The sequence below is a fragment of the Nocardiopsis sp. CNZ308 genome, from assembly GCF_004217075.1.
Map to the genome: position 1 here is coordinate 3,013,217 of NZ_SHKJ01000001.1, position 26,503 is coordinate 3,039,719.

Sequence of the window (26,503 nt, forward strand, 5' to 3'; positions counted from 1 at the left end):
CACCGAAGGAAGGGCAGGTGCCCCCGAGTGCGACGGGTACGAGGCGAGGCGCTCCTCGCGCTGGCCCTGCTCAACATATTCGTGCTGATTGCCGGGTTTGTCGCCCTCGACGTGATCGGAGCGCGGCCCCTTCCCGCGGCGCCCAACCCGGTCACGGACGCCGAGGGCGTGGCGGCGGCGCAACCCGCGGCCTCGACTCCGGCGGACCCGGAACGGATCGCGGACATCCTCGATGATCCCATGTCGGATTCCGGGATCGAGGAGGGCCTCTCCGGTTTCGTCGTGGACGCCGCCACCGGTGAGACGCTCTTCGAGCTGGACCCGGACGCCCCCGTGACCCCGGCCTCGACCACGAAGATCGCCACGGCCGTCGCCGTGCTGGACGCCGTCGGACCCGACCACGTGCTGAGCACCGAGGCCTACCTGGTTCCCGGACAGGACCGCGTGGTGCTGCGCGGAGAGGGCGACGTCACCCTGACCACGACCGCCGACTCCGCAGCTTACCCGCAGGTAGCGACCCTGGAGGAGCTGGCCGAGCGCACGGCGCGGGCCCTGGGCGCGGAGGGTGTCGGCACGGTCTCCCTCGGCTACGACGACTCGCTGTTCACCGGTCCTGACACCGGCCCCGGCTGGAAGCCCAACTACGTCACCGAGGGCAGCACCGCCACGGTGCACGCGCTGATGATCGACTCCGGGAGGTTCTCCCCCGAGGCCAGCGGCTACGGGTCGCGCGTACCGGACCCGCCCCTGTTCGCCGCCGAGGCCTTCGCCGAACAGCTGGAGGAGGCGGGGATCACGGTCGAGGGCCCTCCCACCGAGGAGCGGGCCTCCGGGGAGCCCGTCGCCAGCGTCGACTCGCCCCCGATGACGGCGCTGGTCGAGCACATGATGCTGGCCAGCGACAACAACATGGCCGAGGCGCTGGGGCGGGTCACCGCGACCGCCCTGGGCGGGGAGCCCTCCTTCGACGGCGCCGCGGCGGCCACCCACCAGGTGATGGAGAGCCTGGGAGTGCGGGGCGTGCGGCTGTCGGACAACAGCGGCCTGAGCACCGAGAACAGGATCACGCCGCGGGCCCTGGTGGAGCTGCTGCGCTTGGCCGCGAGCGACGACCGCCCCGACCTCAACGCCGCGATCACCGGGCTGCCCACGGCCAACTCCACGGGCACCCTGGCCAGCGGGGGCCGCTACTCGGCCTACTCCACGGCGCACGAGGGCGCGGGGCTGGTGCGCGGCAAGACCGGCACCCTGAACGGGGTGAGCACCCTGGCCGGGACCGTCCACGACCAGGAGGGCAACCTGTTCCTGTTCGCCTTCATGGCCAACCACCCCCAGGCCGTGGGCTCCCGCCTGGACCCCCTGGCCTCCGCGCTCAGCCAGTGCGGCTGCTCCTGACCGGTCACCACGCGCACGCCCCCGGCCGCGCGACCCGGCGGCGGCGCGCAACCCCCCGGTGACACCGGAGGAACCGGGGAAATCGGTCGTCCTCAGGGTCATCCCGGGCGGTACCCGGAATTCCCACCCTGATCCCCGTGCCGTCCCGCGCCTCGTGGGTAGGCTGGCGGTGTGACTGTGATCGACTGGGACGTAGCCGTGAACACCGGTGTCCGCCTCGTGCGCCCGGGCCCGCAGGTGGACCTGTCCGACGCGCGGCAGGCCGTCGCGCAGTTGCGGGAGCTCTCCACCGTGGCGGCCGGGCACGTGCGCGAATTCACCGGAATGAACCCCCTCGAACCAGCGGGCCCCGCGGTCATCGTGGACCGCCCCGGCTGGATCAGAGCCAACGTCGACGGGTTCCGAGTGGTCATCGAACCCGTACTCGAACAGATGGGCGCCGACCGGCTCAACAACAGCCCGGCCGGGAGCCTGACCAGCGCGGTCGGCTCCCGGATCACCGGGGTGCAGCTCGGAGCGGTGCTCTCCTACCTGGCGGGGAAGGTCCTCGGCCAGTACGAACTCTTCCTGCCGCCGGACCCCGACGGCACCCTGCCGACCGGCCGTCTGACGCTGGTGGCGCCCAACATCGTCAACGCCGAACGCGAGATGGACGTCGACCCCCGGGACTTCCGCCTGTGGGTGTGCCTGCACGAGGAGACCCACCGCATGCAGTTCACGGCCACGCCGTGGCTGCGCGGCCACGTCCAGGGGCTCATGCAGGAGCTGCTCCTGTCGTCGGAGATGGACGCGGGCGACCTCATCAGCAGGCTGCGCGCCGCGGGCGAGGCCGTCGCCGACGCCGTCCGGGGCGGGGGCGAGAGCAACCTCATCACCGCCATCCAGAGCCCCGAGCAGAGCGAGATCATGGACCGGGTCACCGCGGTCATGAGCCTCGCCGAGGGCCACGGAGACTTCGTCATGGACGCCGTCGGCCCCGAGGTGGTGCCCAGCGTCGCCACCATCCGCGCCCGCTTCCAGAAGCGCCGCGAGTCCGCCAACCCGATCGACCGGATCATGCGCCAGCTGCTGGGCATGGACATGAAGATGCGCCAGTACGAGGAGGGCGCCGCCTTCGTCCGCGCCGTGGTGGCCGAGGTCGGGATGACCGAGTTCAACCGGGTGTGGACCTCGCCCGAGACCCTGCCCACCCTGGCGGAGATCCGCAACCCCACCGCCTGGGTCGACCGGGTCGTGCGCCCGGCCGCCATCAACGAGTGAGCGGTCCGCACCCCGCCGTCGCCGCCGTGCGCTCGGCGGTCCGGCGGGTGCTGCGCGACCTGCCCGCCGACACCACGGCGCTCGTGGCGTGCAGCGGCGGCGCCGACTCCCTGGCGCTGGCGGGCGCGGTGGCCTTCGAGGCCCCCCGCGCCGGCCGGGCCGCGGGGGCGGTCACCGTCGACCACGGGCTCCAGGAGGGCTCGGACCGGCGCGCCGAAGACGTGGCCAAGGTCCTGGCCGGGCTCGGACTCGACCCCGTCCTGGTCCGTACGGTGCGGGTGACCGGACCGGGCGGGCCCGAGGCGTCCGCCCGGCGCGCCCGCTACGAGGCGCTGGACGGGGCGGTCGCCGAGCGCGCCCCCGCCGTGGTGCTGCTCGGCCACACGCTCGACGACCAGGCCGAGACGGTCCTGCTCGGCCTGGCCCGCGGCTCCGGGGCCCGCTCGCTGGCGGGCATGGCGCCGCGCGTCGGCCGCCGCCTGCGCCCCCTGCTGGACCTGGACCGGGCCACCGTGCGCGAGGCCTGCGCCCGGATGGGTCTGGACGCGTGGGAGGACCCGCACAACCTCGACCCCCGCTTCGCCCGGTCGCGGGTGCGCCACGAGGCGCTGCCCGCCCTGGAGCGCGCGCTGGGCCCGGGGATCGCCGCCGCGCTCGCCCGCACCGCGGGCATGCTGCGCGCGGACGCCGACACCCTGGACCTGCTCTCCGACGGACTGTTCGAGGAGGCGTCCGGCCCGGGGGAGGGGGACGGGCGGGACACGCGCCCGGTCGGACCCGTGCTGGCGGTGGCACCGCTGGAGCGGGCCCCCGAGTCCCTGCGCACCCGGGTGCTGCGCCGCGCCGCGCTCGCCGCGGGCTGTCCGGCCAGCGCGCTGACCGCCCGGCACGTGCGCGAACTGGACCGTCTGGTCACCGAGTGGCGTGGTCAGGCCCACATCGACCTGCCCGGGGGCGTCCGGGGCCGCCGTGTCGCGGGCCGTGTCCGTTTCGAGCGCTGAGGCCCTGCCGCGCCCGGCGTGTCCGCCCCCGGGACGCGCCGCCGCGGGGGAGGGCGGGCCGGTCCGGCTCCGCCGCCGCGTTCGGCACGTTTATCCTGGTTGCCGCAAACGGGGAACCCAGCAGCGAGGACATCAGCGTGGACGCCAAAGACATGGGTCGGGACCTGGAGAAGGTCCTGGTCACCGAGGAAGAGATCAAGGCCCGCCTGGAGGAGATCGGCGCGCGCATCGACGCCGACTACGCGGGCAAGGACCTGCTCATCGTCGGTGTGCTCAAGGGCGCGGTGATGGTGATGGCCGACCTCGCCCGGGTACTGCACACCCCGGTCTCCATGGACTGGATGGCGGTCTCCTCCTACGGGGCCGGGACCACCTCCTCCGGTGTGGTCCGCATCCTCAAGGACCTGGAGACCGACATCAAGGACCGCGACGTGCTCATCGTCGAGGACGTCATCGACTCCGGTCTGACCCTGTCGTGGCTGATCGGCAACCTGAAGTCGCGCGGGCCCCGCTCGGTGGAGGTCTGCACGATGATCCGCAAGCCGCTGGCCTTCGACGTGGACCTGCACGTGGAGTACGTCGGCTTCGACCTGCCCAACGAGTTCATCGTCGGCTACGGCCTCGACTACGCCGAGAAGTACCGCAACCTGCCCTTCATCGGCACCCTCGCCCCGCACGTCTACGAGAGCTAGGACGGCGGGCCCGACCCGCCGCGGAGGCGCCGTCCGGACTCCGTACGGGCTCGCACCGACCCGTACGGAGGCTGTGGGGAGCGCCGCGGGAACAACGCGGTGGGGTGTCGTCGTTGCTTTCATGACGGTTCCCGTCCGGTCGTCCGTGCGGGCGTGCCCGCCCTCGGGGGCGAGGTGTACCGTCGAATATCCCGGCGATGTTCCGGGGAACCACGTGTCCGATAGGTCCTGCTTCGGAAACTCCTCTGGGGCGGGGCGGCCTGGTCAGGAGGGACGGACCCGACAGGGTTCCGCTCACATGAATCTGAAGCGTTTTTTCCGCGGTCCGTGGATCTGGATCCTGGCCGTCGGCCTCATGCTCATCATCGGCTTCCGCGTGTTCGACGTCGGTGGCGGTCCCCAACCCACGGAGACCGACATCTCGACCGTCCACCAGCTCATCGAGCGGGACGAGGTGGACAACGCCGAGATCGTCGACCGCGACCAGCGCATCGTGCTGACCACCGTGGACGACAAGATCTACGAGGCGTACTGGGTCGAGGGGCAGGGCCTCCAGCTCGCGGAGATGCTCCAGACCTCCCTGGACAGCGAGGGCTCCAACCTGGAGTCCTACGAGGTCTCGGTCGCCACCACGCCGGTGTGGACCACCGCCCTGTTCAGCCTGCTGCCGCTGGTCATCATCATCGTCATCTTCTGGTTCATCTTCAGCCAGATGCAGGGCGGCGGCTCGCGCGTGATGAACTTCGGCAAGTCCAAGGCCAAGCTGATCACCAAGGACACGCCCAAGAACACCTTCGCCGACGTCGCCGGGGCCGACGAGGCCATCGAGGAGCTCCACGAGATCAAGGAGTTCCTCCAGAACCCGGCCAAGTTCCAGGCGATGGGCGCCAAGATCCCCAAGGGCGTGCTCCTGATGGGCCCGCCCGGAACCGGTAAGACCCTCCTGGCCCGCGCCGTCGCCGGCGAGGCCGGGGTCCCGTTCTACTCCATCTCCGGCTCGGACTTCGTCGAGATGTTCGTCGGTGTGGGCGCCTCCCGCGTGCGCGACCTGTTCGAGCAGGCCAAGGCCAACGCCCCCGCGATCATCTTCATCGACGAGATCGACGCCGTCGGCCGCCACCGCGGCGCCGGCATGGGCGGCGGGCACGACGAGCGCGAGCAGACCCTCAACCAGATGCTGGTCGAGATGGACGGCTTCGACGTCAAGGGCGGCGTCATCCTCATCGCCGCCACCAACCGGCCCGACATCCTCGACCCGGCGCTGCTGCGCCCCGGCCGCTTCGACCGGCAGGTCGTCGTGGACCGTCCGGACATGGACGGCCGCCGCGACATCCTCAAGGTCCACGCCAAGGGCAAGCCCATGGCGGACGACGTCGACTTCAACGTCATCGCCCGCCAGACCGCCGGGATGACCGGCGCCGACCTGGCCAACGTCATCAACGAGGGCGCCCTGCTGTCCGCGCGCGCCGACCGGAACGTCATCACCCACGCCGTCCTGGAGGAGGCGATCGAGCGGGTCATGGCCGGTCCCGAGCGCAAGACCCGGGTGATGTCCGACCGGGAGAAGAAGGTCATCGCCTACCACGAGGGCGGCCACGCCCTGGTGGGCCACGCGCTGCCCAACTCCGACCCGGTGCACAAGATCACGATCCTGCCGCGCGGCCGGGCCCTGGGCTACACGATGTCGGTGCCGACGGAGGACAAGTTCCTCACCTCGCGCTCGCAGATGATGGACCAGCTCGCGATGATGCTCGGCGGCCGTGCCGCGGAGGAGCTCGTCTTCCACGAGCCCACCACCGGTGCGGGCAACGACATCGACAAGGCCACCAGCCTGGCCCGCAACATGGTCACCGAGTACGGCATGAGCGAGCGCCTGGGCGCCCGCAAGTTCGGCTCCGGCAACACCGAGCCCTTCCTGGGCCGGGAGATGTCGCACGCCCGCGAGTACTCCGAGGAGATCGCCTCCATCATCGACGAGGAGGTGCGCCGCCTCATCGAGTCCGCGCACGACGAGGCCTACGAGGTCCTCGTCGAGTACCGGGACGTCCTGGACGACCTGGTCGTGGCGCTGCTGGAGAAGGAGACCCTGTCCAAGGCCCAGGTGCTGGAGATCTTCGCGCCGGTGGTCAAGCGCCCCTCCCGCGGCTCCTACACCGGGTACGGCAAGCGCCAGCCCTCCGAGCGGCCCCCGGTGCGCTCCAAGAAGGAGCTGGCCGTGCTCAACGGCGCCGAGGTCCCGGGCGCCGACGCGGTGCAGGGCTCCACGGACGTCCAGGACCCCCAGGCGGTCCGGGGCTCCTCGACCAACGGACAGCTCCCGGGGCCGTCCGACAGAGGCGGGGAGGAGAGCTCGTGAGCCCGATCGAGGACCTGCCGCCCAGGTCCGTGGACCGTCCGCGCATCGAGCGCGCCGTCCGCGAGATCCTGCTCGCCATCGGCGAGGACCCGGACCGCGACGGCCTGGTCAAGACGCCCGAACGGGTGGCCAGGGCCTACGAGGAGCAGTTCGCGGGGCTGGGGCAAAAGCCCGGGGACGTGCTCACCACCGTGTTCGAGGCCGACCACGAGGAGATGGTCCTGGTCAAGGACATCGAGCTCTACTCCACCTGCGAGCACCACCTGGTGCCGTTCTACGGGGTGGCGCACGTGGGCTACATCCCCGGCGCGGACGGCCGCATCACCGGCCTGAGCAAGCTCGCCCGCCTGGTGGACGTGTACGCGCGCCGCCCGCAGGTGCAGGAGCGGCTCACCGGTCAGGTGTCGGACGCGATCATGGAGTTCCTCCAGCCCCGCGGGGTGATCGTCGTGGTCGAGGCCGAGCACCTGTGCATGACCATGCGCGGGGTGCGCAAGCCCGGGGCCAAGACCGTCACCTCGGCGGTGCGGGGGATCTTCCGCAGCAGCGACCGGACCCGCTCCGAGGCGATGAGCCTGATCCTGAGCCAGCGCTAGGCGGTGTTCTTCAGGCCTCCGCTTCGCTTCGTCCCACCCGTCGCCCGCCACCACCCTCAACGGACGCCTACGGCGCGGTCCTGCTGGTGTTCGGGCGCCCGGAGCACGAGGACCTTCGGTGCCTACGACGGGTGCGTGAGGAACGAGCGAACCCGCCTCCGCCACCTCCAGAACCCCGTGGGCGCCCGAACCGACCCCCCACAAGCTGAGACCGGTTCGAAGGAACAGGCTCTAGATCGTTGATGGGAAATGTGTGTCCTGGTCAGTGGTCGTAGGCCACCATCGACCGCTTGACCGGGGCACCAATTTCCCAGTTGTGCCAGATCACCGCGTTCAACGCGCAGATGCGCTGACACACACGAGCCCAGAGCCCCTCAACCGTGCGCGCAGCGTGTCGTTCCAACCCGAGCTGGTTCTTCAACGCCCAGATGATCGCTTCGATCCTTTGCCGCAACCACCCCGGAAACACCCGCTCGGGCTCGTCCTTGCGCCGCGGGCGCACCAGAACATGCCCCAGACCCGCGGCGGCTTGCTCGATCCCGGCCCCAGCGAAGCCCTTGTCACACACAATCGGGCACGGCCCCGCCGCGGGCGGTTGCGCATGCAGCAGATGCAGCGCCTGCTTGCGCTCGTCCAGCTCCTTGGGATGGGCCAGGGAGAACGAGCACACCGACCCTTCAGCGGTGGTGATCAGCACGAGCTTGGCGCCCCAGTAGAACGCGTGGTGGGACTTATCCATCCCGTAACCGGCGATCTCGCCCAGGCCGGAGCGGTTGACGGTGACCCGCGAGGCCCCGCACCGCACCGGGGTGCCGTCCATCAACCTCAAGTTCTCGTGCCAGGTGGGGGTCGCCCGGTTGAGCCAGTGGGTGGCCAGGAGCAAGGTCGGGGCCAGGGCACGCAGGTGGCGGTTGTACTCGGACTGGGTGGGCAGGCGAGGGAAGAGATGGCCGATACGTGCCGGTGCGGCCCGTATCCAGTGTCGTTCGGAGTCATGGCGCAGCAGGACTTGGGCGATGGCGACACAGACCAGTTCGGCGTCGGTGAGCAGACGGGGCCGCCCTGCCCGGCGGGGTTGATCCGTTGAAGGGAGCACATGGTCGTCCAGATGGACGTAGAGTGCTGTCAGAAGGGCGTCAAGGTTGGTCGTCACACACCGATCCTCGACGCCCTTCGTCATGGGCGCAGCAGGTTCAGAGATTTCCCATCAACGATCTAGGGGTCCCTGACGCGAAACCCTCCCCCGCGACTCGGTCGCGGGGGAGGGTTTCGCGCCTCCGCGGGCGGGCACAAGCCCCGGGCGCGCGCCTCCGGTTTTCCGGCGTACGCGTAGGGTGATCCTTATGGGGCCGAAACACACACTTCCGGGCCTGCCCGACCGCGGGCGGTGCCTGGTCATGGGGGTCGTGAACGTCACCCCCGACTCCTTCTCCGACGGCGGCGCGTGGTTCGATCCCGACCGGGCGATCGAACACGGGATGCGCTTGGCCGAGGAGGGCGCGGACCTGGTCGACGTGGGCGGTGAGTCCACCCGTCCCGGCGCGCAGCGCGTCTCCGCCGCCGAGGAGCTGCGCAGGGTCGAACCGGTCGTGCGGGAGCTCTCCGCGCGGGGCGTCGCCGTCAGCGTCGACACCATGCGCGCCGAGATCGCCGAGAAGGCCGTGGAGGCCGGGGCAGTGCTGGTCAACGACGTCAGCGGAGGGCTCGCCGACCCGGCCATGGCCCGACTCGTGGCTTCTTCCGGCGTTGCCTACGTGTTGATGCACTGGCGTGGGCATAGTCATGACATGCAGAGCCGTGCCGTGTACACGGATGTCGTCCAGGAGGTCCTCGATGAGCTCCGCGACCGTATGGAGGCCATGATCAGTGCAGGTGTCGACCCCGGACAGATCGTTCTGGACCCCGGGTTGGGATTCTCCAAACGCCCCGAGCCGGCGCACAACTGGGCGCTGCTGCACCAGCTGGAGCGCTTCCACGAGCTGGGGCGCCCCGTACTGGTGGCCGGATCGCGCAAGCGCTTCCTGAGCCGCCTGCTCGGCGACGCCAAGGGCGAGGACCGCCCCTTCACCGAGTGCGACGCCGCCACCGCGGCCGTCACCACCCTGTCCGCGGACCGGGGGGCGTGGGCCGTGCGGGTGCACGACGTCCGTCCCAGCGCCGACGCCGTCCGCGTGGCGGCGGCCTGGTCCGACGGCGGCGCCCGTCTGGACGAGGGACGCGCCGAGCCGGTGGAGGGCCGCCTGTGAAGTCGCGGCAGGAGGTCATGGAGAGCGTGGCCGAGGCCAACGCGCAGTTCTACAGCGCCATCGAGAACGGCGACATCGACCTGATGCGCAGCGTCTGGGCGGAGGAGCACGAGGCGCCCGACCTGGTGTGCGTGAACCCCGGCTGGCCGCTGCTGCGCGGGCGCACCGAGATCATGCGCGCCTGGTCGCTGATCATGGCCAACGTCACCTACATCCAGTACGTGCTCACCGAGACCCACATCGGGGTCGGCGGCGACATCGCCATGGTCACGTGCGAGGAGAACGTGCTGACCGCCGAGGAGGACAGTCCCGGCTTCGTCGCGGGCGGCCAGGTGGTGACCACCAACCTGTTCGTGGACACCGACCAGGGGTGGCGGCTGTGGTCGCACCACGCCTCGCCCGTGCTCATGGAGGATGACGAGGACGAGGGAGAGGTCGAGGCCTGATGCCCGATCGCGTCGCGCTCCGCGGACTGCGGGCCCGCGGCCACCACGGCGTGTTCGACTTCGAGCGCCGGGAGGGCCAGGACTTCGTGGTCGACGCGGTGCTGTACCTGGACACCGCCCCGGCGGCGGCCTCCGACGACGTGGGCGACACCGTCCACTACGGCCTGCTCGCCGACCGCCTGGTCGCGATCGTGACCGGGGAGCCGGTCAACCTGATCGAGACCCTCGCCGAGCGGCTGGTCCGGGAGTGCCTGGCCGAACCGCTGGTCGAGCGGGCGGAGGTGACGGTGCACAAGCCGTCGGCGCCCATCGAGCACGAGTTCGCCGACGTGGCCGTCACCGTGGTCCGGGAGCGGACGCGGCGCGAACCCGGCGACCTCGGGGACGCCCGGGACCCGGCGGGCGCGCAGGACCCCGCCAGGCGGCGCGCCGTGCTCTCCCTGGGCTCCAACCTCGGGGACCGGATGGCCGCCCTCCAGGGGGCCGTGGACACGCTGCTGGACGGCGCGGACGCGCCGGTTCCGGTGGCGGTGTCCCCCGTCTACGAGACCGCGCCGGTGGGCGGCCCCGAACAGGGCGCCTTCCTCAACGCGGTCCTGGTCGTGGACACCGACGGCCCGCCCCGCGCCCTGCTGGAGCGCGCCCGCGCGGCCGAGCGGGCCTTCGACCGCGTCCGCGAGGTCCGGTGGGGGCCGCGCACGCTGGACGTGGACGTCATCGCGTTCGGGGACGTGCGCGACGACGACCCGGAGCTGACCCTGCCGCACCCGCGCGCCCACGAACGGGGGTTCGTGCTCCGGCCCTGGCTGGACGCCGACCCCGGGGCGCGCCTGCCCGGGAGGGGGCCGGTCGCCGACCTGCTGGAGGCCTGCGGTGAGCAGGGGCTGCACCGGCGCGACGACCTGCGACTGCGTCTGCCGGGGCGGGGCTGATGCCCCGGGACGAGGAGGGGCGGATGCGCCCCACCGGGTGGCGGGTGCCGTCCCTGCTCGCGGTGGTCGGCGCCCTCGCGGGGGTGCTGGTCACCAACTCCCTGCCGGGGCTGCCGCTGCTGCCGTGGTCGGCGATCCCGACCCTGCTGCTGCTCGCGGTCGCCGAGGGCTACACGGCGGGGCGGACCCGCAGGCGCATCCGTCGGGAGTCGGGGACCGAGCCGATGCAGCCGCTCAGCGCGGCCCGCCTGGTCGCCCTGGCCAAGGCCAGCGCGCTGTTCGCGTCCCTGGCTCTGGGCTTCTTCGCGGGGATGGCGCTCTCGGTGTCGGACACGCTGGTGCTGCCCGTGCACCGGGAGGTCTTCCTCACCGCGCTGGGCACGGCCCTGTCGTCGGGGCTGCTGCTGGCCGCAGCCCTGTACCTGGAGCACGCCTGCCGGGTCCCCGAGGACGACGATCCGCAGGACGGCGCCCGGTTCTGACGCCTCGGGGTCTTTCGCCCGGATTCGCCTGCGCGCCGCGTCGGTCCGCCGGTGCTTGCCCCCGGATGGTTGACTGGCTCCGTGGAGACCAGTGACACGACACCGCCGCCCGGGCCCTCCAGGCCGCTCGACGCGGCGTTCGCACCGCCCGGGGAAGCCTCCTGGAGCCGTGTGTCGCCCGCCCTGGCCTGGTACCGCCGGATCGTGGTGGGCACGCTGTGCCTGATCGCCGGGGGCGGGGGCGCCGTGCTGCTGCTCGTGCGGGCCTCCTGGCCCTGGGCCGCCGTCTGGGCGGTTCTGGCCGCGGCGGTCCTGGCCGCGGGCTGGGTCCTGGCCGGGCTCTTCCGCCGGTCGTGGGGCTACGCGGAGGCCGACGAGGAGCTCTACCTCACCTACGGGGTGTTCGTGAGGCAGCTGGTGGTCATCCCCTACGGCCGGATGCAGGTCGTGGACGTCACCGCCGACCTCCTCGAACAGGCCCTGGGGATCGCCACCGTGCAGGTGCGCACCGCCGCCAGCACCGCGGACACCCGGGTGGTCGGGCTGCCGCTGGCCGAGGCCGTCCGGATGCGCGACCGGCTCGCGGCGCGCAGTGAGAGCTTCTCGACGGGGTTGTAAGTGCACGGACCAGCTCAGCCGCCGCAGGGCCCCCCGGGCCCGCACGTCCGACCGGGGCCCGGAGGGCCCCAGTGGTACCAGGGCCCTCCGGGACCGCCGTTCGGGCCGCCCGGTCCGCCGTTCGGTCCGCCGCGGCCCTCCGCCGTGCCGCCCCCGTCCGGGTGGCGGCCCCAGCCGGTCCGGCCCCCGCGGCCGGAGGACGACGTCACCACGGGCGTGTTCCGCGCGCACTGGATGAGCGTCCCGCTCCAGGTCGTCGCGGTGACCCTGGTGTTCGTGGCGCTGGTCGGCCCCATCCTCAACACCTTCGGCTTCGCCTGGGTCGTGATGATGGCCGTGGCCGTCGTCTTCGGCACGCTCGCCTACGCCCTGCCCGCGTGGTGGTACGCCACCTTCGGACTGCGCGAGGACCACCTGGTCGTCCACAGCGGCCTGGTCAGGCGCAGCTCGCGCGAGGTGCCGCTCAGCCGCCTCCAGGCGGTGGACGTGGTCCGGCCCCTGTTCCTCCAGGTGTTCGGCATGGCCGAGCTGCGCATCGAGCTGGCGGGCGGCGACGGGAGCGACATCCGGCTGCGCTGCCTGCCCCGCGTCCTGGCCGAGCGCCTGCGCGTGGCGGTCCTCGCGCACGCCGCCGGACTCCCCGGGCGCTCGCCCGAGGCGCCGGAGTGGCCGTTCTACCGGCTGCCCTTCCTGCTGCTGCTCGGCGCGCTGACCTTCCGCGTGCCGGTCCTGCTGTCCTTCATCGCGCTGCTCATGCTCGCCACGGCGGGCGCGGTCTTCGCGGAACCGGGTGTGGTGGGCGCGCTCCTCCCGCTCACCCTGGGGCTGCTGCGCTACTTCTGGGGGCCCCTGGCCCGCTACACCGACTACTACGCCTCCCTGTCCTCCGACGGCCTGCGCCTGCGCTACGGCATGTTCCAGCGGCGCATGCAGACGGTCCCGCCGGGGCGCGTGCAGGCCGTGCGCGTGGTCGAGCCCCTGCTCTGGCGGGCCCTGGGCGTGGCCCGGGTCGAGGCCAACGTGGCCGGTTACGCGGGCGCGCGCCAGGCCGACTCGTCCACCCTGCTGCCCGTGGCGCCGCGCCGCACGGCCTTCGCCCTGGTCAACGAGCTGTTCCCGGAGAGCGAGGCGGCCCACGTGCCGCTCGTGCCCAACGACAGGCCGGTGCCGAACCTGATGGGCGTGGACGAGCACCTCTTCGTCAGCACGCGCGGCCTGTTCTGCCTGGTGACCGAGATCGTCCCGGTGGAACGCGTCCAGACGGCGCGCCTGGTCGCCGGGCCGCTGGCCCGTCTGACGGGACGTGTCGCGGTGGACGTGGACACGCCCCCGGGGCCGGTCCGCGCCAGGGCCCACGGGCGCCAGGCCCGGGAGGCGCGCCGCTTCCTGGACGCGCTGGCCGAGTACGGGCGCCGGGCCCGGGTGCCCGCGGCGGGCACGGAGCGCTGGGCGACCCGCGCCACCCTCACCCGCCGGACCGGGGCCGCGGGGCGGCCCTCCTTCGAGGAGGCCGGACCCGCGGAACCCGCGTCCGCCGGGGCGTCGGCGCGCACCGAGGACACGCGGGGCCCGACGCGCGTCGAGGCCCCGGCTCCGGCCGCGCCGCCGCCGGGCGGCCGTCCGCGTTTCCTGGAGCCGGGGGCCGAAGGTCCCGAATCCGAGGATCCGGGGCCAGGGGTCACGGAAACCGGGAAAAACGGCACCGCCGACACCTCCGCCGAGGACGGTACGGAGGGGATCCGGGACACCCCCGAACACTGATGTGGCGTGCATCACATTAAGGGGTTCTCGGACTCCCTTTTGCGGCTCACATGTCGGACATGGGTGCGCACGGAAGGTGATAATTCCAGCTCGCGGTCGCGAAATGCTTTCGCGTTATGGCCACGCGGAGCGAGGGAGTATGGCTAAATGGTGACCGAACACGGGGAGTGTTCATTGTCATACGCATAGTCAATGGTATCGACCGGTTGGCGCCCCCCGCCAACCGGTCCGACGGGAGAAACCACATGCTGAAGAAGGCTTTCGCCGCCAGTGCCATCGCCGCCGCCGCCGCGGGCGTCCTGTTCACCGGCGCTCCGGCCATGGCCGTCGACGACGTCTCGACCTCCGGCAACGGAAGCATCCTGGGGGGCAACCAGCTCGTGGCCGACCTGGACGTGCCGATCAACGTCTGCGGCAACGCCATCGCGGTCCTCGGTGTGGCCGGCGCCAACTGCGTCGACTCCGGCGCCACGGTGAAGAACTAGCAGCAGCTCCGGGCGGCCCGCTCCGGCCCCGCCGGGCGACGGGCTCCCGGACGAGGCGCCATCCCGTGACGACGGGGTGGCGCCTTCGCCGTGTCCGGGCCCCGCACCCGATCCTCCCGGATCCGACCCGCGAACCCCGTCGCGACCCGCCACTTCCGCTCGGCCGCAATCGCAATTGTCGTCCGACTGGAAACCGTTCGGCCGGTGACGCTGCGCGCACACGCCTGCCGCCGATGTCTGGGTCTTTGTCCCGAACACACCCGAGAGGTGCGCGCACGCAGTGTGAACATAAGGATGCTTCTCGTTATAAGGCCAGTTCAAAGCGGGGAAACGAGGGCTTCCCGGGGGTAATTTCTTGAGCGGCTCCCCCCGGGGCCGCCACACAACCAGCCGTCCGGCGGTCCCCCCGACCGGACACAGAAGGAGACGCGCAGTGCTCAAGAAGACGCTCGCCACCAGTGCCGTGATCCTCGCCTCGGCCGGAGTCCTCCTCACCGCGGCACCGGCGGCCGCGAACGTCGGCACCTGGACCTCCAACCACGATTCCGAATTCAGCGGCAACCTCTCCTACATCAACGGCCTGACGAACGGGAACGTGGGTTGCGGCAACTCCAACGCCGCCTTCGGCCAGTCCCTGGGCTCGTGCTTCAACACCGGGGTGATCATCCAGGACTGATCCTGTCGGCCCCGCGGAGGGGTCGGCGTGCCGGGTGGTGGGGGCGGACGCGGTGTCCGCCCCCACACGCGTGCGCGGGGGCGGGTCGGCAGGTCACCGGCCGGGGAGGACTATCGTGTGCTCAGGCGCCCCGGCACGACAGGAACCGGAAGCGCCCCACGCGTTCGGACCACGAGGGGGCACACATGGAGACGACGCAGGGACGCCCCGCCCGCCTGCGGATCGGCGTCATCGGATCCGGCCGGGTCGGCTCCGTCCTCGGACAGGCCCTCGGCCGGGCCGGGCACAAGGTCGTCGCCGCCTCCGCGGTCTCCGACGCCTCCCGTGCCCGCGTCGCCGACCGCCTGCCCACCGCGCGCGTGCTCGAACCGGCGCAGGTCGCCGAGGCCAGCGACCTCGTCCTGCTCACCGTCCCCGACGACGCCCTCCCCGAACTCGTCGAGGGGCTCGCCTCCACCGGCACCGACCTGCGCGGCAAGATCCTCGTCCACGCCAGCGGCGCCCACGGCTACGGCGTCCTGGCCCCCGCCACCCTCGTCGGCGCGCTGCCCCTCGCGCTCCACCCCGCCATGACCTTCACCGGGCGCGACGAGGACGTCGACCGCCTCGCCAACTGCGCGTTCGGCGTCACCGCGCCCGAGCAGCTGCGCCCCATCGCCGAGGCCCTCGTCGTCGAGATGGGCGCCGAACCCGTGTGGATCACCGAGGACAAGCGCACCCTCTACCACGCGGCCCTCGCCGGAGGCGCCAACCACCTGGTCACCCTGGTCTCCGACAGTGCCGCCCTGCTCGCCTCCGCCGGGGTCCCCGAACCCGGCCGCATGCTGGCCCCCATGCTCAGCGCGGCCCTGGACAACGCCCTGCGGCTGGGCATCCACGGGCTCAGCGGCCCCGTCCTGCGCGGCGACGCCGGAACCGTCGCCGGGCACATCGAGCAGCTGCGGGAGAACGCCCCCGAGAGCGTGGCCAGCTACGTCGAACTCGCCCGGCTCACCGCCGACCGCGCCATCAACGCCGGAATGCTCAAGCCCGAGGACGCCGCGCGCCTGCTCGACGTCCTCCGCCGCTGAGACGCCGCCGGGTCCGGCGCGCGCACGGCCGCCGCGACGCAGAACACCACCACGGGAAACCACCGATGACCGCACCGCACTCCTCCGCCCCCGCCCCCCTCGTCGCGCACACGCCCGACGAGCTGCGCCGCGCCCTCACGGGCGCCGGGCGCGTCGCCCTCGTCCCCACCATGGGCGCCCTGCACGAGGGCCACCGCAGCCTCATGCGCCTGGCCCGCGAACGCGCCGACACCGTGGTCGTCAGCGTCTTCGTCAACCCGCTCCAGTTCGGGCCCAACGAGGACTTCGACCGCTACCCGCGCACCCTGGACACCGACACCGCCGTGTGCGCGGAGGAGGGCGTCGACGTGGTCTTCGCCCCCGGAGTCGACACCATGTACCCCGCCGAGCAGACGGTCACCGTCCACGCGGGCGCGATGGGCGACCGGCTGGAGGGCGCCTCCCGCCCCGGGTTCTTCACCGGCGTGCTCACCGTGGTCAGCAAGCTCCTGCACCTGGTCGGCCCGGACCTCGCGGTCTTCGGGAGCAAGGACGCCCAGCAGCTCGCCGTGGTCCGCCGCATGGCCGCCGACCTCAACATGCCGGTGGAGATCGTCGGCGCGCCCACCCTGCGCGACCCCGACGGCCTGGCCACCTCCAGCCGCAACGTCTACCTCTCCGGGGCCGAGCGCGCCAGCGCCCTGTCCCTGTCCCGCGCCCTGGAGGCGGGCCGCGCCGCCGTCCCCGGGGGCCCCGACGCCGTCCGCGCCGCGGCCCGGGCCGTCCTGGACGACGCGGCCGGGGCCCAACCCCCCGTCGAACTCGACTACCTCGCGTTGGTGGACCCCGCCACCTTCGCCGACGTCCCCGCCGACCACGCGGGCGAGGCCGTCCTGGCCGTCGCCGCCCGCGTGGGCGCGACCCGGCTCATCGACAACGTGTCCCTGACCCTCTAGGCCGACCCCGCCCCGCGTCCCAGGGGTGGGCCGGATCCCCCGCACACCAGCGCCGCGTACCGGCGGCACCCCGGAAGAGAGAACACGGATGAGCACACCCCTCCAGACGCGGCTCGACGCCCCCGAGCCGGGGTGGACGATCGAGGCCGACGTGGCGGTCGTCGGCTCGGGCATCGCCGGTCTGAGCACCGCGCTGCGCTACGTCCAGCGCACCGAACGCGGCCGGGTCGTGCTCGTCACCAAGGATCGCCTGTCCACCGGCTCCACCGCCTACGCCCAGGGCGGGATCGCCGCCGCCATGGCGCCCGAGGACGGGCCCGTCGCCCACATGGTCGACACCCACCTGGCGGGGGCGGGCCTGTCCGACCCCCACGCCGTCAACGTCCTGGCCGCCGAGGGCCCCGACGCCCTGCGCTGGCTCATCGGGCTGGGCGCCGAGTTCGACCTCGCCGAGGACGGCGCCCTGGCCCTCACCCGCGAAGGCGGCCACCGCGCCGACCGCGTCGCGCACGCGGGCGGTGACGCCACCGGCGCCGAGATCCAGCGCGCCCTGGTGGCCGCCGTCCTGGCCGAGGAGCGCATCGAGGCCGTCGAGCACGCCGTGGCCCTGGACGCCCTGCGCGACCCCGGCACGGGAGCGGTGTGCGGCGCCACCCTGCACGTCATGGGCGAGGGCGCCCGCGACGGCGTCGGCGCTGTCCTGGCCCCCGCCGTGGTGCTGGCCACCGGCGGCATGGGGCAGGTCTTCGCCGCCACCACCAATCCGCCCGTGTCCACCGGCGACGGCCTCGCCCTGGCCGCCCGCGCCGGGGCGCGCCTGCGCGACCTGGAGTTCATCCAGTTCCACCCCACGGTGCTCTGGCTCGGCCCCGAGGCGCGCGGGCGCCAGCCCCTGGTCTCCGAGGCCCTGCGCGGGGAGGGCGCCTACCTGGTGGACGCCGAAGGCAGGCGCATCATGGAGGGCGTCCACGAGCTGGCCGACCTCGCCCCCCGCGACGTGGTGGCGCGCACCATCGCCCGCACGATGGCCGAACAGGGCGTGGACCACGTCTACCTGGAGACCCGCCACTTCGGCCGGGCCACCTGGGAGCGGCGCTTCCCGACCATCCTCGCCTCCTGCCGCGAGCACGGCATCGACCCGCTCGCCCAGCCGGTCCCCGTCGCCCCCGCCGCCCACTACGCCTCCGGGGGCGCCGAGGTCGACATCGACGGCCGCACCTCGGTCCCCGGCCTGTGGGCCGTGGGCGAGGTCGCCCGCACGGGGGTGCACGGCGCCAACCGGCTCGCCTCCAACTCCCTGCTGGAGGGCCTGGTCTACGCCGACCGGATCGCCGCCCGCCTGGCGGGCGACCCCGCCCCCCGGCCCGCGCGGGCCGAGGCCCTCGGCACCGTCACCCCGCTTCCCGACCCCGCCACCGCGGCCCGCGTGCGCACCCTCATGTCGCGCCACGCCGGGGTGCTGCGCACCGGCGAGGGGCTCGCCGAGCTGACCGCCGAACTCGACGCCCTCGCCCGTCCCGGCTCCCCGGCCACCCCCGACGTGGCCGCCTGGGAGACCGCCAACCTGCTCACCGCGGCCCGGCTCGTGGCCGCCGCCGCGCTGCACAGGACCGAGAGCAGGGGCGCGCACCAGCGCGCCGACCACCCCGAGCCCGTACCCGGGCTCCGGATCCGCCCCGTCGTCGTCCGACTGGAAGGGAACACCATCGTGACCACGGATGAGGACTGGACGCCCTCCCTGCCACCCGCGCTCACCGCGGAACTGGACTCCATCGGCCTCCCCCTCGCCGGTCCGGGCGCCCACCCGGACGCGCGCGCCGAGTTCGCCCTCCCGTACACCGCCCCCTCGCGGTCCCACGTGGACCTGGTCCGCCGCGCCCTGTCCGAGGACCTCACCGCGGGGCCGGGCATCGACGTCACCACCGTCGCGACCATCCCCGGCGACCAGGTGCGCACCGCGCACGTGGTCGCCCGCGCCGACGGCACCGTCAGCGGCCTCCCGCTCGCCGAACTCGTCTTCTGGCTGGTCGCCGACGGGGCCCTGGAGGCGCACCGGACCGTGGCCGACGGAGACGCGGTCAAGCGCGGCGACGTCCTGATGGCGGTCACCGCGCGCACCCGCGACCTGCTCACCGCGGAGCGGACCGCGCTCAACTTCCTCACCCACATGTCCGGAATCGCCACCGCCACCCGCGCCTGGGTGGACGCCGTGGCCGGGACCGGCGCCCGGATCCGGGACAGCCGCAAGACCCGCCCGGGGCTGCGCGCGCTGGAGAAGTACGCCGTGCGCTGCGGCGGCGGGGTCAACCACCGCTACGGCCTCAGCGACGCCGGACTGGTCAAGGACAACCACGTCGTCGCCGCGGGCGGCGTCGGCGAGGCGGTCCGCGCCATCCGCGCGCGCTTCCCCGACCTCCCCCTGGAGGTGGAGGTGGACCGGGTCGACCAGATCGAGGACGCCATCGCCGCGGGCGCCGAGGAGATCCTGCTCGACAACTTCACCGTCGAACGGCTCCGGGAGGCGGTCGCGCTGGTCGCGGGCCGCGCGCGGCTGGAGTCCTCCGGCGGCCTGACCCTGGACGTGGCGGGTGACGTGGCCCGCACCGGGGTGGACTACCTGGCGGTCGGGGCGCTCACCCACTCCAGTCCGGCTCTGGATATCGCGCTTGACCTGTTGTGAGCGGCCCGGTTGGTGGAAGATTCCTTGAGAACACACCACTTCGACCACGGATGAGGCCCCCAGCATGCTGCTCGCGATCGACGTCGGCAACTCCGAGACGGTCTTCGGTCTCTTCGCATCCGACGACCTTCTCGAACACTGGAGGGTGGGAACCGACACCAGGCGTACGGCCGACGAGTGGGCCGTGGTCCTGCGCGGGCTCGTCGACGGCAGCAGCCTGGGCCGCTCCGAGGACATCGACGGCATCGCCCTGTGCTGCTCGGTCCCGTCGGTGCAGCACGAGATGCGGGACATGTTCCGCCGCCACTTCGGAGACGTCCCCGCCGTGATCGTCGAACCCGGCGTCAAGACCGGGGTGCCGATCCGGATGGACAACCCCAAGGAGGTGGGCAGCGACCGGATCATCAACGCGCTGGCCGCCAACCACCTCTACGGCGGTCCCGCGGTGGTGGTGGACTTCGGGACCGCGACCACCTTCGACGCGGTCAGCGCCCGCGGGGAGTACGTGGGCGGGGCCATCGCCCCGGGCATCGACATCTCCGTGGACGCCCTGTCCCGGCGCGGCGCCCAGCTGCACATGGTGGAGATCGTCAAGCCGCGCTCGGCCATCGCCAAGAACACCACCGAGGCGCTGCGCTCGGGGATCGTGTTCGGGTTCGCGGGCCAGGTGGACGGGATCGTGGACCGCATGGTCGCCGAGCTCACCGACGCGCCCGACGACGTGACCGTGGTGGCCACCGGGGGGCTCGCCTCCATCGTGGTGGCCGAGTGCGAGACGGTCGACCTGCACGAGCCGTGGCTGACCCTCATCGGCCTGCGCCTGGTCTACGAGCGCAACGTCGGCTGATCCGGGTCCGGGGCGGGGGAGCGGGAGGAGGCCCTTCCGCCCCGGCGGGCTCAGCCCTGGTCGTGCCGCTGTACGCGCAGCCGGGGGAACACCTCGGCGAGGTGGTCGAAGTCGCGGTCGCAGTGCACGAGGACCGCGTCGGTGCGCAGGGCGACGGCCGCGATGAGGCAGTCGTAGAGCTTGCGGATCGTCTTACCCCTGGAGCGGGCCTCACGGTAGATGCCCGCCGAATGGTGGAAGTCGAGCCTGTTGTCCAGGGACAGCTGGATCAGGCCGTCGGTGAGGCGTTCCAGCTGCTGGAGCTCGGTGGAGCTCTTCGCCCCGCTCAGGATCTCGGCGGCGACGGGTTCGGTCGTGGCCAGGTGGACGCCGCGCTCGATGAGCTCCCTGACGAAGACGTGGGTCTCGGAACCGGTCCTGCGCAGGTACTCCACCCAGGCGGAGCTGTCCACCAGATAGACGGTGTTCACGAGGCGGGCGCCCCGCCCTCGAAGCCGGAGCGGCGCATCTCGTCCAGGTCGCCCTCCCAGCCTATGCCCTCCAGGCTGAGGAGGAACTCCTTGGTGAGAGGTGTGCCCACGGCCCGGCGAAGGGCGATGTCCACGGCTTCGCGCTTGGTGCTCACCTGGAAGCGTTCCATGGCGGTAGTGACCAGTTCGTCGTCGATGTCAATGTTTGTGCGGCTCATACACCCAGATTACACCTGTTACCTTGTGTAAATAAACGGTTTCGGTGAGTTCGTGGCCGCGGTGGTGCGGCGACCGGTCCCGGACGCCGCACCACCGCCCCGGCTCAGCCCGAGGAGACGGAGCCGGGGGACGCCTCCGGCGAGGTCCCGCCGCGGAACAGGTCCGGCTCGATGTAGACCAGCGTGGCGATGGGCACCGCCGTCCGGATGCGCTCCTCGGCCTCGTTGATCGCCCGCGTGATCCGGCCCGCGTCGTCGTGCGCGTCCACGGCCACCTTGGCGGCCACCAGCAGCTCCTCGGGGCCCACGTGCTGGGTGCGCATGTGGATCAGGCGGTCGATGTCCTCGACCGACTCGATGGCCCGGCGGATGGCCCGCACGTTCTCGCTCGTGGCGGACTCGCCGATGAGCAGGCTCTTGACCTCGACGGCCAGCACGATCGCGATGGCCACCAGCAGGACGCCGATGGCGGCGGTGCCCAGGCCGTCCCACAGGCCGTTGCCCGTGATCAGGGTCAGGCCGACACCGGCCAGGGCGAACACCAGGCCCAGCAGGGCGCCCGCGTCCTCCAGCAGGATCACCGGCAGCTCGGGGGCCTTGGAGCGGCGGACGAACTGCACCCAGCTCGCCTTGCCCCGGACCGCGTTGGACTCCTTGATCGCCGTGCGCATGGCGAACGACTCCAGCACGAGCGCCACCAGCAGCACGGCCACGGGGACCCACTGCCAGGACGTGATCGGCTCGGGGTGGGAGATCTTGTGCCAGGCCTCGTAGAGCGCGAACAGGCCGCCCAGGCTGAACAGCACGATCGCCACCATGAACGCGTACACGTAGCGCTCGCGGCCGTAGCCGAAGGGATGCTCCTCCGTGGCGCCCCGGCGCGCCCGTCTGCCGCCGATGAGCAGCAGCGCCTGGTTGCTGGAGTCGGCGACCGAGTGGATGGACTCGGCCATCATCGACGACGATCCGGTCAGGAGGTAGGCCACGAACTTCGTCGCGGCGATTCCCAGGTTCGCGCACAGCGCCGTGACGACGGCTCTCGTGCTTCCCTCAACACTCACCAGTGGGGTCCATCTCTCGGTAGGTACTGCTCTCGGCTGCGGGGGCGCGGGTCAGGGCAGCGCAATACTAGTGATCCGCGTCACTGATATCCCACCGTGCCCCTCCCGGGGCGGGCCGCGGACCGCCGGCGCGGGCCCTCCGCCCGCGGACTCCGACCGGTCGGGCCGGACCGCGGCCGCCGGTAGGATCGTGCGCGTGAATGACGCGCACGACGACACCTACGACGACCTGCCCGAACAGATGCGGGTCCGGCGCCAGAAGCTGGACCGGCTGCGGGAGGAGGGCACCGACCCCTTCCCCGTGACCTTCCCGCGGTCCACGTCGATCGGGGCCGTGCGCGACAAACACCAGGGACTGGAGCCGGACACCCGCACGGGCGTGGAGGTCTCCGTCGCCGGACGGGTCATGCTCTACCGCACCGGCGGCAAGCTGTGCTTCGCCACCCTGCGCGACGAGACCGGCGACATCCAGATCATGCTGTCCCTGGACCAGGTGGGCCGGGAGCGCCTGGACGCCTGGAAGGCCGACGTCGACCTCGGCGACCACGTGGGCGTGGAGGGCGAGGTCATCACCTCCCGCCGCGGCGAGTTGTCGATCCTGGTGACCTCCTGGACGCTGACCGCCAAGTGCCTGCGCCCCCTCCCGGAGAAGCACAAGGGCCTGACCGACCCCGAGGCCCGGGTCCGCCAGCGCTACGTCGACCTCATCGTCAACCCCGAGTCCCAGCAGATGGTGCGCCGCCGCTCGGCCGCCATCCGCGCGATCCGGGAGGGGCTCGCCTCCCGGGACTTCGTCGAGGTCGAGACGCCCATGCTGATGCGGGTGCACGGCGGCGCCACGGCGCGCCCGTTCACCACCCACATCAACGCCTACGACATGGACCTGTACCTGCGCATCGCCCCCGAGCTGTCCCTCAAGCGGCTGGTCGTGGGCGGTCTGGAGAAGGTCTTCGAGGTCAACCGCAACTTCCGCAACGAGGGCGCGGACTCCACGCACAACCCCGAGTTCACGATGCTGGAGTTCTACCAGGCCTACGCCGACTACAACGTCATGGCCGACCTGACCCGCGAACTCATCCAGGAGGCGGCGCGCGCCGTGTTCGGCTCGACGGTGGTCGAGCGGGACGGGCGCACCTACGACCTGGGCGGGGAGTGGCCGCAGGTCACCCTGTACGGGGCGGTGTCCGAGGCGCTGGGGGCCGAGGTCGACCCGCGCACGCCCATCGACGAGGTCCGCCGCCTGGCCGACTCCCGGGGAGTGGAGTACGACCCCTCCTGGGGGCAGGGCAAGCTCGTGGAGCACCTCTTCGAGGAGCTGGTGGAGCACACGCTCGTCCAGCCCACCTTCGTGCGCGACTTCCCGGTGGAGACCAGCCCGCTCACCCGGCAGCACCGCGAGGACCCGCTGCTCACCGAGAAGTGGGACCTCATCGGGTTCGGCATGGAGATGGGCACGGGCTACTCGGAGCTGGTCGACCCGGTCGAGCAGCGCGAGCGCCTCACCCGGCAGTCGCTGATGGCCGCGGAGGGCGACCCCGAGGCGATGCAGCTGGACGAGGACTTCCTGCGGGCCCTGGAGTACGGAATGCCGCCGACCGGTGGTGTGGGCGTCGGTATCGACCGCCTGCTCATGGCCTTCACCGGAAAGAACATCCGGGAAACTGTCCTTTTCCCGCTCGTGAAGCCTTCCGGGGATTGAGCCGGAGCACCATGGTTCCGGATTTACCGGGGATATAACGGCGTCGGTCGGATGACCGAAAGGCGGATCGGGGCCGTCGCACACACGGTGCGGCGGCCCCGTCCCCTCCACCGGGACAGGGCCCGTACCACGGGTTCCGCCATCCCGGCCGGACAGGCCGCGCGAACCGGGGGCCACGGCCGCGTGACCCGCCGGACAGTTCCGAAGTTTTTGCCGACCAGGGCTGGGCGAACTCGGCCACTCTCCGCTGAACGTTGTTTACGCAGGTCAATGTAGTCAGCGTATTTTCCCTTCCATTACTTTGTCACGGAAAGGGCTGCCATAACTACACATGGTGATTTATGGGGCCTTGACGGTATCATCTCTGCGGCCTAGCGTGCTGTGAGCGGGTCGAGACCCGTGGAGTTCGCCGAAGTGGATCGAGAACGACGGTGAGCGGGGAGAGGGACCGCCGGACGCGGTCCGCGTTCCCGCGCGCATGCGCGCCCTCGGTGGAGTCTGTCCGTCCCAGCCTCCAGCGAACCGGCCCCTGCGACGTCCGTGCGCCCGCCCCCGGTCCCTGTGCCAGAGGGATACGCGGGGGACAGCGGTGCGCCCGGGAGTCTTCCGTCGCGCCGGACCAGGGGGAGACCCGTGTCCGGCGCGCTCGCGTCCACCAGGTGACGAGTCGATGTTCCGCACTCACATGATGAGGGAGGACGGAGTGGAACAGGCCACACTCGTACGACGTACCGCTGATGACCAGGGCACCCTTCAGACCAGGGAGCACCGGGAGAACGTGGTCCCCCTGCAGGCCCGCCCGCACGAGACGGCTGTGAGCAGCCCCTACGCGCCGGTGGAACTGAACCACGAGGAACTCGAACTGCTCGCCGAGATCGCCACCGGTGTCACCACGGAGGTGGCGGCCCGGCACCTCGAACTCAGCGCGCGCACCCTGCGCCGCCGCATCCGCAACATCTGCGACGTGCTCGGTGTGAACACGCCCATCGAGGCGGTCGTCTGGGCCGCGCGGCGCCAGCTCATCTGAGCCGTCCGCGGCACGGCGCCGCGGTCGTGCGACGGCGCCGGGCGCCCTCCGGAGGAAGAGTGGTCCGGTGGGCGCGGCACCCACCACGGCACCCACCGGCGAACCGGTGGGTGCCGACGCGTTTTCGGACCGCGCGCGTCCGCCGGGCGCGGGGCCCGGGCGTAGTCTGGTCCGGCTATGCCCGTTCGCCATGTTCACGTGCGCCGCGCCAGGACGCGCGACGTCGCCGCCGTCCGCCGCCTCGTCGACGCCTACACCGTCGACCGGCGCGTGCTCTCCAAGAGCACCGTCAACCTCTACGAGGACGTCCAGGAGTTCTGGGTGGCCGAGGCCGAGGTGGTCCCCGACGGCTCCGACCCCGTCTCCCCGCACGCCGCGCCCCCTCCCGACGCCCCCGCGCCCGGAGCGGAGCGCGCCGATCCCCCCGAGGCCGGGGCCGAGTACCGCGTGGTGGGCTGCGGAGCGCTGCACGTGCTCTGGGAGGACCTGGCGGAGGTGCGCACCGTCGCCGTGGACCCCTCCCTGCGCGGGTTCGGCGTCGGACACCGGATCGTGTCCGCGCTGCTGGACACCGCACGGGAGTTGGGCGTGCGCCGTGTGTTCTGCCTGACATTCGAGACCGGTTTCTTCGCCAAACACGGCTTTGCCCGGATCCAGGGCACGCCGGTCTCCCCCCGTGTGTACGAGGAACTCCTGCGTTCCTATGACGAGGGCGTCGCCGAATTTCTCGACTTGGAGCGGGTTAAGCCCAACACCCTCGGGAACACCCGCATGCTTGTGCACCTCGACGCGGCAACGCGAACCACCCGGACCTAAAGGTTTTCGCGCTCACTCGGGACCAAGTTCCCCATACGGGCCGCAGCCGGGCCAACACCGCGTCCGACCCGCGTCCGCGCAGCTTATGCACAACCGGATGGCGGGGCCGGGGAAGGGGGCGGGTAATGTGTACCCCAGGGGTGGAGTCCCGCCCACACGTTGAAGGAAGTTCCGCGAAGCGGCGACGAAGGGTCGGGATTTGACACCGGTGGACACGGTGTTCCCCCGCGGACACACCAGGGCGCCGAACGCACGGCCGGACATTGGCCCCCTTCGGGTTTGCCGGAGGTGTCTCGGGTACGTCCGGTGTCAAACCGGGGGCAAACGATGTCTATGATGTCCGGTATGCGTTTGCCCGGGTGCCCGGCGAGCCATCCCCCAGGAGCAGCCCGACACGGAGTCGGGTATTTGCTGCAATAAGTAACAACCAGGAAGGGTGGACGGCTTCGATGGGGAACTTTTTGTCGTCGGTGCTTCCCCCCGGACTGATCGACGTATTGTCGGCGCTCATCCCACCGGTGGTTGTCGGTGCCGTCTTCTGCACCTTCGTCATCCAGCTCCTGCGCAAGGAGATGGCGCCCCGCCGGATGGACGGAAGCCTGGTCAGCAAGGACAAGGCGGCCGAAGGCACGGGTGAGGGCAGGGATGGCTCCGGGGCCGCTGAGCCGGGAGCCGCGAACGAGACGCCGATTGTCCGGGGTGGGGAACGCACCGAATCCGACGGTCGTTGATAC

26 protein-coding genes and 1 pseudogene are annotated in these 26,503 nt (G+C 72.0%); 23 read left to right on the forward strand and 4 right to left on the reverse strand.

Annotation, left to right across the window (positions count from 1 at the left end; translation table 11 throughout):
* Window positions 1-27 precede the first annotated feature (27 nt).
* The 6 genes from dacB to folE all read left to right on the forward strand — a co-directional run bounded on the left by dacB (window position 28) and on the right by folE (window position 7,300).
* The gene (dacB, locus tag EV372_RS13105) at window positions 28-1,395 is read left to right on the forward strand and encodes a D-alanyl-D-alanine carboxypeptidase/D-alanyl-D-alanine endopeptidase (RefSeq protein ID WP_130396237.1); all 1,368 of its coding nucleotides are present in this window, start codon (window positions 28-30) and stop codon (window positions 1,393-1,395) included.
* Window positions 1,396-1,572: 177 nt separating this feature from the next.
* A complete protein-coding gene (locus EV372_RS13110) occupies window positions 1,573-2,655 on the forward strand; it encodes a zinc-dependent metalloprotease (RefSeq protein WP_130398904.1) in 1,083 nt (360 codons plus the stop codon).
* On the forward strand, window positions 2,652-3,656 hold the full coding sequence (tilS, locus tag EV372_RS13115; protein ID WP_130396238.1) for a tRNA lysidine(34) synthetase TilS: 1,005 nt from the start codon (window positions 2,652-2,654) through the stop codon (window positions 3,654-3,656). The genes EV372_RS13110 and tilS overlap by 4 nt, the downstream gene beginning before the upstream one ends.
* 137 nt (window positions 3,657-3,793) lie before the next feature.
* The gene (hpt, locus tag EV372_RS13120; RefSeq protein WP_019610465.1) at window positions 3,794-4,348 is read left to right on the forward strand and encodes a hypoxanthine phosphoribosyltransferase; all 555 of its coding nucleotides are present in this window, start codon (window positions 3,794-3,796) and stop codon (window positions 4,346-4,348) included.
* A gap of 298 nt (window positions 4,349-4,646) precedes the next feature.
* Window positions 4,647-6,704 (forward strand): ATP-dependent zinc metalloprotease FtsH, encoded by a 2,058-nt coding sequence (gene ftsH, locus EV372_RS13125; protein ID WP_130396239.1) that lies wholly within the window; start codon window positions 4,647-4,649, stop codon window positions 6,702-6,704.
* On the forward strand, window positions 6,701-7,300 hold the full coding sequence (gene folE / locus EV372_RS13130) for a GTP cyclohydrolase I FolE (protein ID WP_130396240.1): 600 nt from the start codon (window positions 6,701-6,703) through the stop codon (window positions 7,298-7,300). The genes ftsH and folE overlap by 4 nt, the downstream gene beginning before the upstream one ends.
* 262 nt (window positions 7,301-7,562) lie before the next feature.
* On the opposite strand, the gene EV372_RS13135 is transcribed toward folE, so the two are convergent.
* Window positions 7,563-8,453: a transposase gene (locus EV372_RS13135; protein ID WP_130396241.1), complete on the reverse strand. Its 891-nt coding sequence runs from the start codon at window positions 8,451-8,453 to the stop codon at window positions 7,563-7,565.
* 190 nt (window positions 8,454-8,643) lie between these two features.
* Between EV372_RS13135 and folP the strand changes: the two genes are divergently transcribed.
* From folP to EV372_RS13200, 13 genes and pseudogenes are all read left to right on the forward strand, one after another.
* On the forward strand, window positions 8,644-9,546 hold the full coding sequence (folP, locus tag EV372_RS13140) for a dihydropteroate synthase (RefSeq protein ID WP_253795995.1): 903 nt from the start codon (window positions 8,644-8,646) through the stop codon (window positions 9,544-9,546).
* Window positions 9,543-9,992 (forward strand): nuclear transport factor 2 family protein, encoded by a 450-nt coding sequence (locus EV372_RS13145; protein ID WP_013155962.1) that lies wholly within the window; start codon window positions 9,543-9,545, stop codon window positions 9,990-9,992. The genes folP and EV372_RS13145 overlap by 4 nt, the downstream gene beginning before the upstream one ends.
* Window positions 9,992-10,348 (forward strand): annotated as a pseudogene (gene folB, locus EV372_RS29425) (dihydroneopterin aldolase); the annotation flags it as partial. The gene EV372_RS13145 and the pseudogene folB, both read left to right, overlap by 1 nt.
* Window positions 10,349-10,423: 75 nt before the next feature.
* Window positions 10,424-10,924 carry a 2-amino-4-hydroxy-6-hydroxymethyldihydropteridine diphosphokinase gene (folK, locus tag EV372_RS29430; protein ID WP_486484130.1) on the forward strand — a complete coding sequence of 167 codons (501 nt, stop codon included), beginning with the start codon at window positions 10,424-10,426 and terminating at the stop codon, window positions 10,922-10,924.
* Window positions 10,924-11,406 carry a DUF3180 domain-containing protein gene (locus EV372_RS13155; RefSeq protein WP_197044254.1) on the forward strand — a complete coding sequence of 161 codons (483 nt, stop codon included), beginning with the start codon at window positions 10,924-10,926 and terminating at the stop codon, window positions 11,404-11,406. Before folK ends, EV372_RS13155 begins: the two co-directional genes overlap by 1 nt.
* Before the next feature lie 171 nt (window positions 11,407-11,577).
* Window positions 11,578-12,024: a PH domain-containing protein gene (locus EV372_RS13160; protein ID WP_130398906.1), complete on the forward strand. Its 447-nt coding sequence runs from the start codon at window positions 11,578-11,580 to the stop codon at window positions 12,022-12,024.
* Window positions 12,025-12,168: 144 nt separating this feature from the next.
* Entirely contained in the window at window positions 12,169-13,785 is a 1,617-nt protein-coding gene (locus EV372_RS13170; protein WP_130396245.1) for a PH domain-containing protein, read from the forward strand.
* Between the two features lie 245 nt (window positions 13,786-14,030).
* Window positions 14,031-14,270, forward strand: coding sequence for a chaplin family protein (locus tag EV372_RS13175; protein ID WP_019610459.1), 240 nt, complete (start codon window positions 14,031-14,033; stop codon window positions 14,268-14,270).
* Between the two features lie 433 nt (window positions 14,271-14,703).
* Complete coding sequence (locus EV372_RS13180) at window positions 14,704-14,946, forward strand: hypothetical protein (RefSeq protein WP_013155968.1); 243 nt, start codon at window positions 14,704-14,706, stop codon at window positions 14,944-14,946.
* 185 nt (window positions 14,947-15,131) lie between these two features.
* On the forward strand, window positions 15,132-16,016 hold the full coding sequence (locus EV372_RS13185) for a Rossmann-like and DUF2520 domain-containing protein (protein ID WP_013155969.1): 885 nt from the start codon (window positions 15,132-15,134) through the stop codon (window positions 16,014-16,016).
* 65 nt (window positions 16,017-16,081) lie between these two features.
* Complete coding sequence (gene panC, locus EV372_RS13190) at window positions 16,082-16,951, forward strand: pantoate--beta-alanine ligase (RefSeq protein ID WP_130396246.1); 870 nt, start codon at window positions 16,082-16,084, stop codon at window positions 16,949-16,951.
* A gap of 88 nt (window positions 16,952-17,039) precedes the next feature.
* Window positions 17,040-19,631 carry an L-aspartate oxidase gene (locus EV372_RS13195; protein WP_130396247.1) on the forward strand — a complete coding sequence of 864 codons (2,592 nt, stop codon included), beginning with the start codon at window positions 17,040-17,042 and terminating at the stop codon, window positions 19,629-19,631.
* Window positions 19,632-19,695: 64 nt separating this feature from the next.
* Window positions 19,696-20,478 carry a type III pantothenate kinase gene (locus EV372_RS13200; RefSeq protein ID WP_130396248.1) on the forward strand — a complete coding sequence of 261 codons (783 nt, stop codon included), beginning with the start codon at window positions 19,696-19,698 and terminating at the stop codon, window positions 20,476-20,478.
* A 50-nt stretch (window positions 20,479-20,528) separates the two neighbouring features.
* On the opposite strand, the gene vapC is transcribed toward EV372_RS13200, so the two are convergent.
* The 3 genes from vapC to EV372_RS13215 all read right to left on the reverse strand — a co-directional run bounded on the left by vapC (window position 20,529) and on the right by EV372_RS13215 (window position 22,227).
* Window positions 20,529-20,948: a type II toxin-antitoxin system VapC family toxin gene (vapC, locus tag EV372_RS13205; protein ID WP_130396249.1), complete on the reverse strand. Its 420-nt coding sequence runs from the start codon at window positions 20,946-20,948 to the stop codon at window positions 20,529-20,531.
* Window positions 20,945-21,166: a type II toxin-antitoxin system VapB family antitoxin gene (locus EV372_RS13210; RefSeq protein ID WP_036552950.1), complete on the reverse strand. Its 222-nt coding sequence runs from the start codon at window positions 21,164-21,166 to the stop codon at window positions 20,945-20,947. The genes vapC and EV372_RS13210 overlap by 4 nt, the downstream gene beginning before the upstream one ends.
* Window positions 21,167-21,270: 104 nt before the next feature.
* Window positions 21,271-22,227: a cation diffusion facilitator family transporter gene (locus EV372_RS13215; protein WP_130396250.1), complete on the reverse strand. Its 957-nt coding sequence runs from the start codon at window positions 22,225-22,227 to the stop codon at window positions 21,271-21,273.
* Window positions 22,228-22,423: 196 nt separating this feature from the next.
* Here EV372_RS13215 and lysX point away from each other — a divergent pair, with 196 nt between their 5' ends.
* The 4 genes from lysX (at window position 22,424) to EV372_RS13235 (ending at window position 26,500) form a co-directional block, all read left to right on the forward strand.
* A complete protein-coding gene (lysX, locus tag EV372_RS13220) occupies window positions 22,424-23,926 on the forward strand; it encodes a bifunctional lysylphosphatidylglycerol synthetase/lysine--tRNA ligase LysX (protein ID WP_130396251.1) in 1,503 nt (500 codons plus the stop codon).
* Window positions 23,927-24,629: 703 nt separating this feature from the next.
* Window positions 24,630-24,953: a LuxR C-terminal-related transcriptional regulator gene (locus EV372_RS13225; protein WP_026338554.1), complete on the forward strand. Its 324-nt coding sequence runs from the start codon at window positions 24,630-24,632 to the stop codon at window positions 24,951-24,953.
* Window positions 24,954-25,130: 177 nt separating this feature from the next.
* Entirely contained in the window at window positions 25,131-25,769 is a 639-nt protein-coding gene (locus tag EV372_RS13230) for an amino-acid N-acetyltransferase (RefSeq protein ID WP_130396252.1), read from the forward strand.
* 449 nt (window positions 25,770-26,218) lie between these two features.
* Window positions 26,219-26,500: a hypothetical protein gene (locus EV372_RS13235; protein ID WP_130396253.1), complete on the forward strand. Its 282-nt coding sequence runs from the start codon at window positions 26,219-26,221 to the stop codon at window positions 26,498-26,500.
* Window positions 26,501-26,503: the final 3 nt, after the last annotated feature.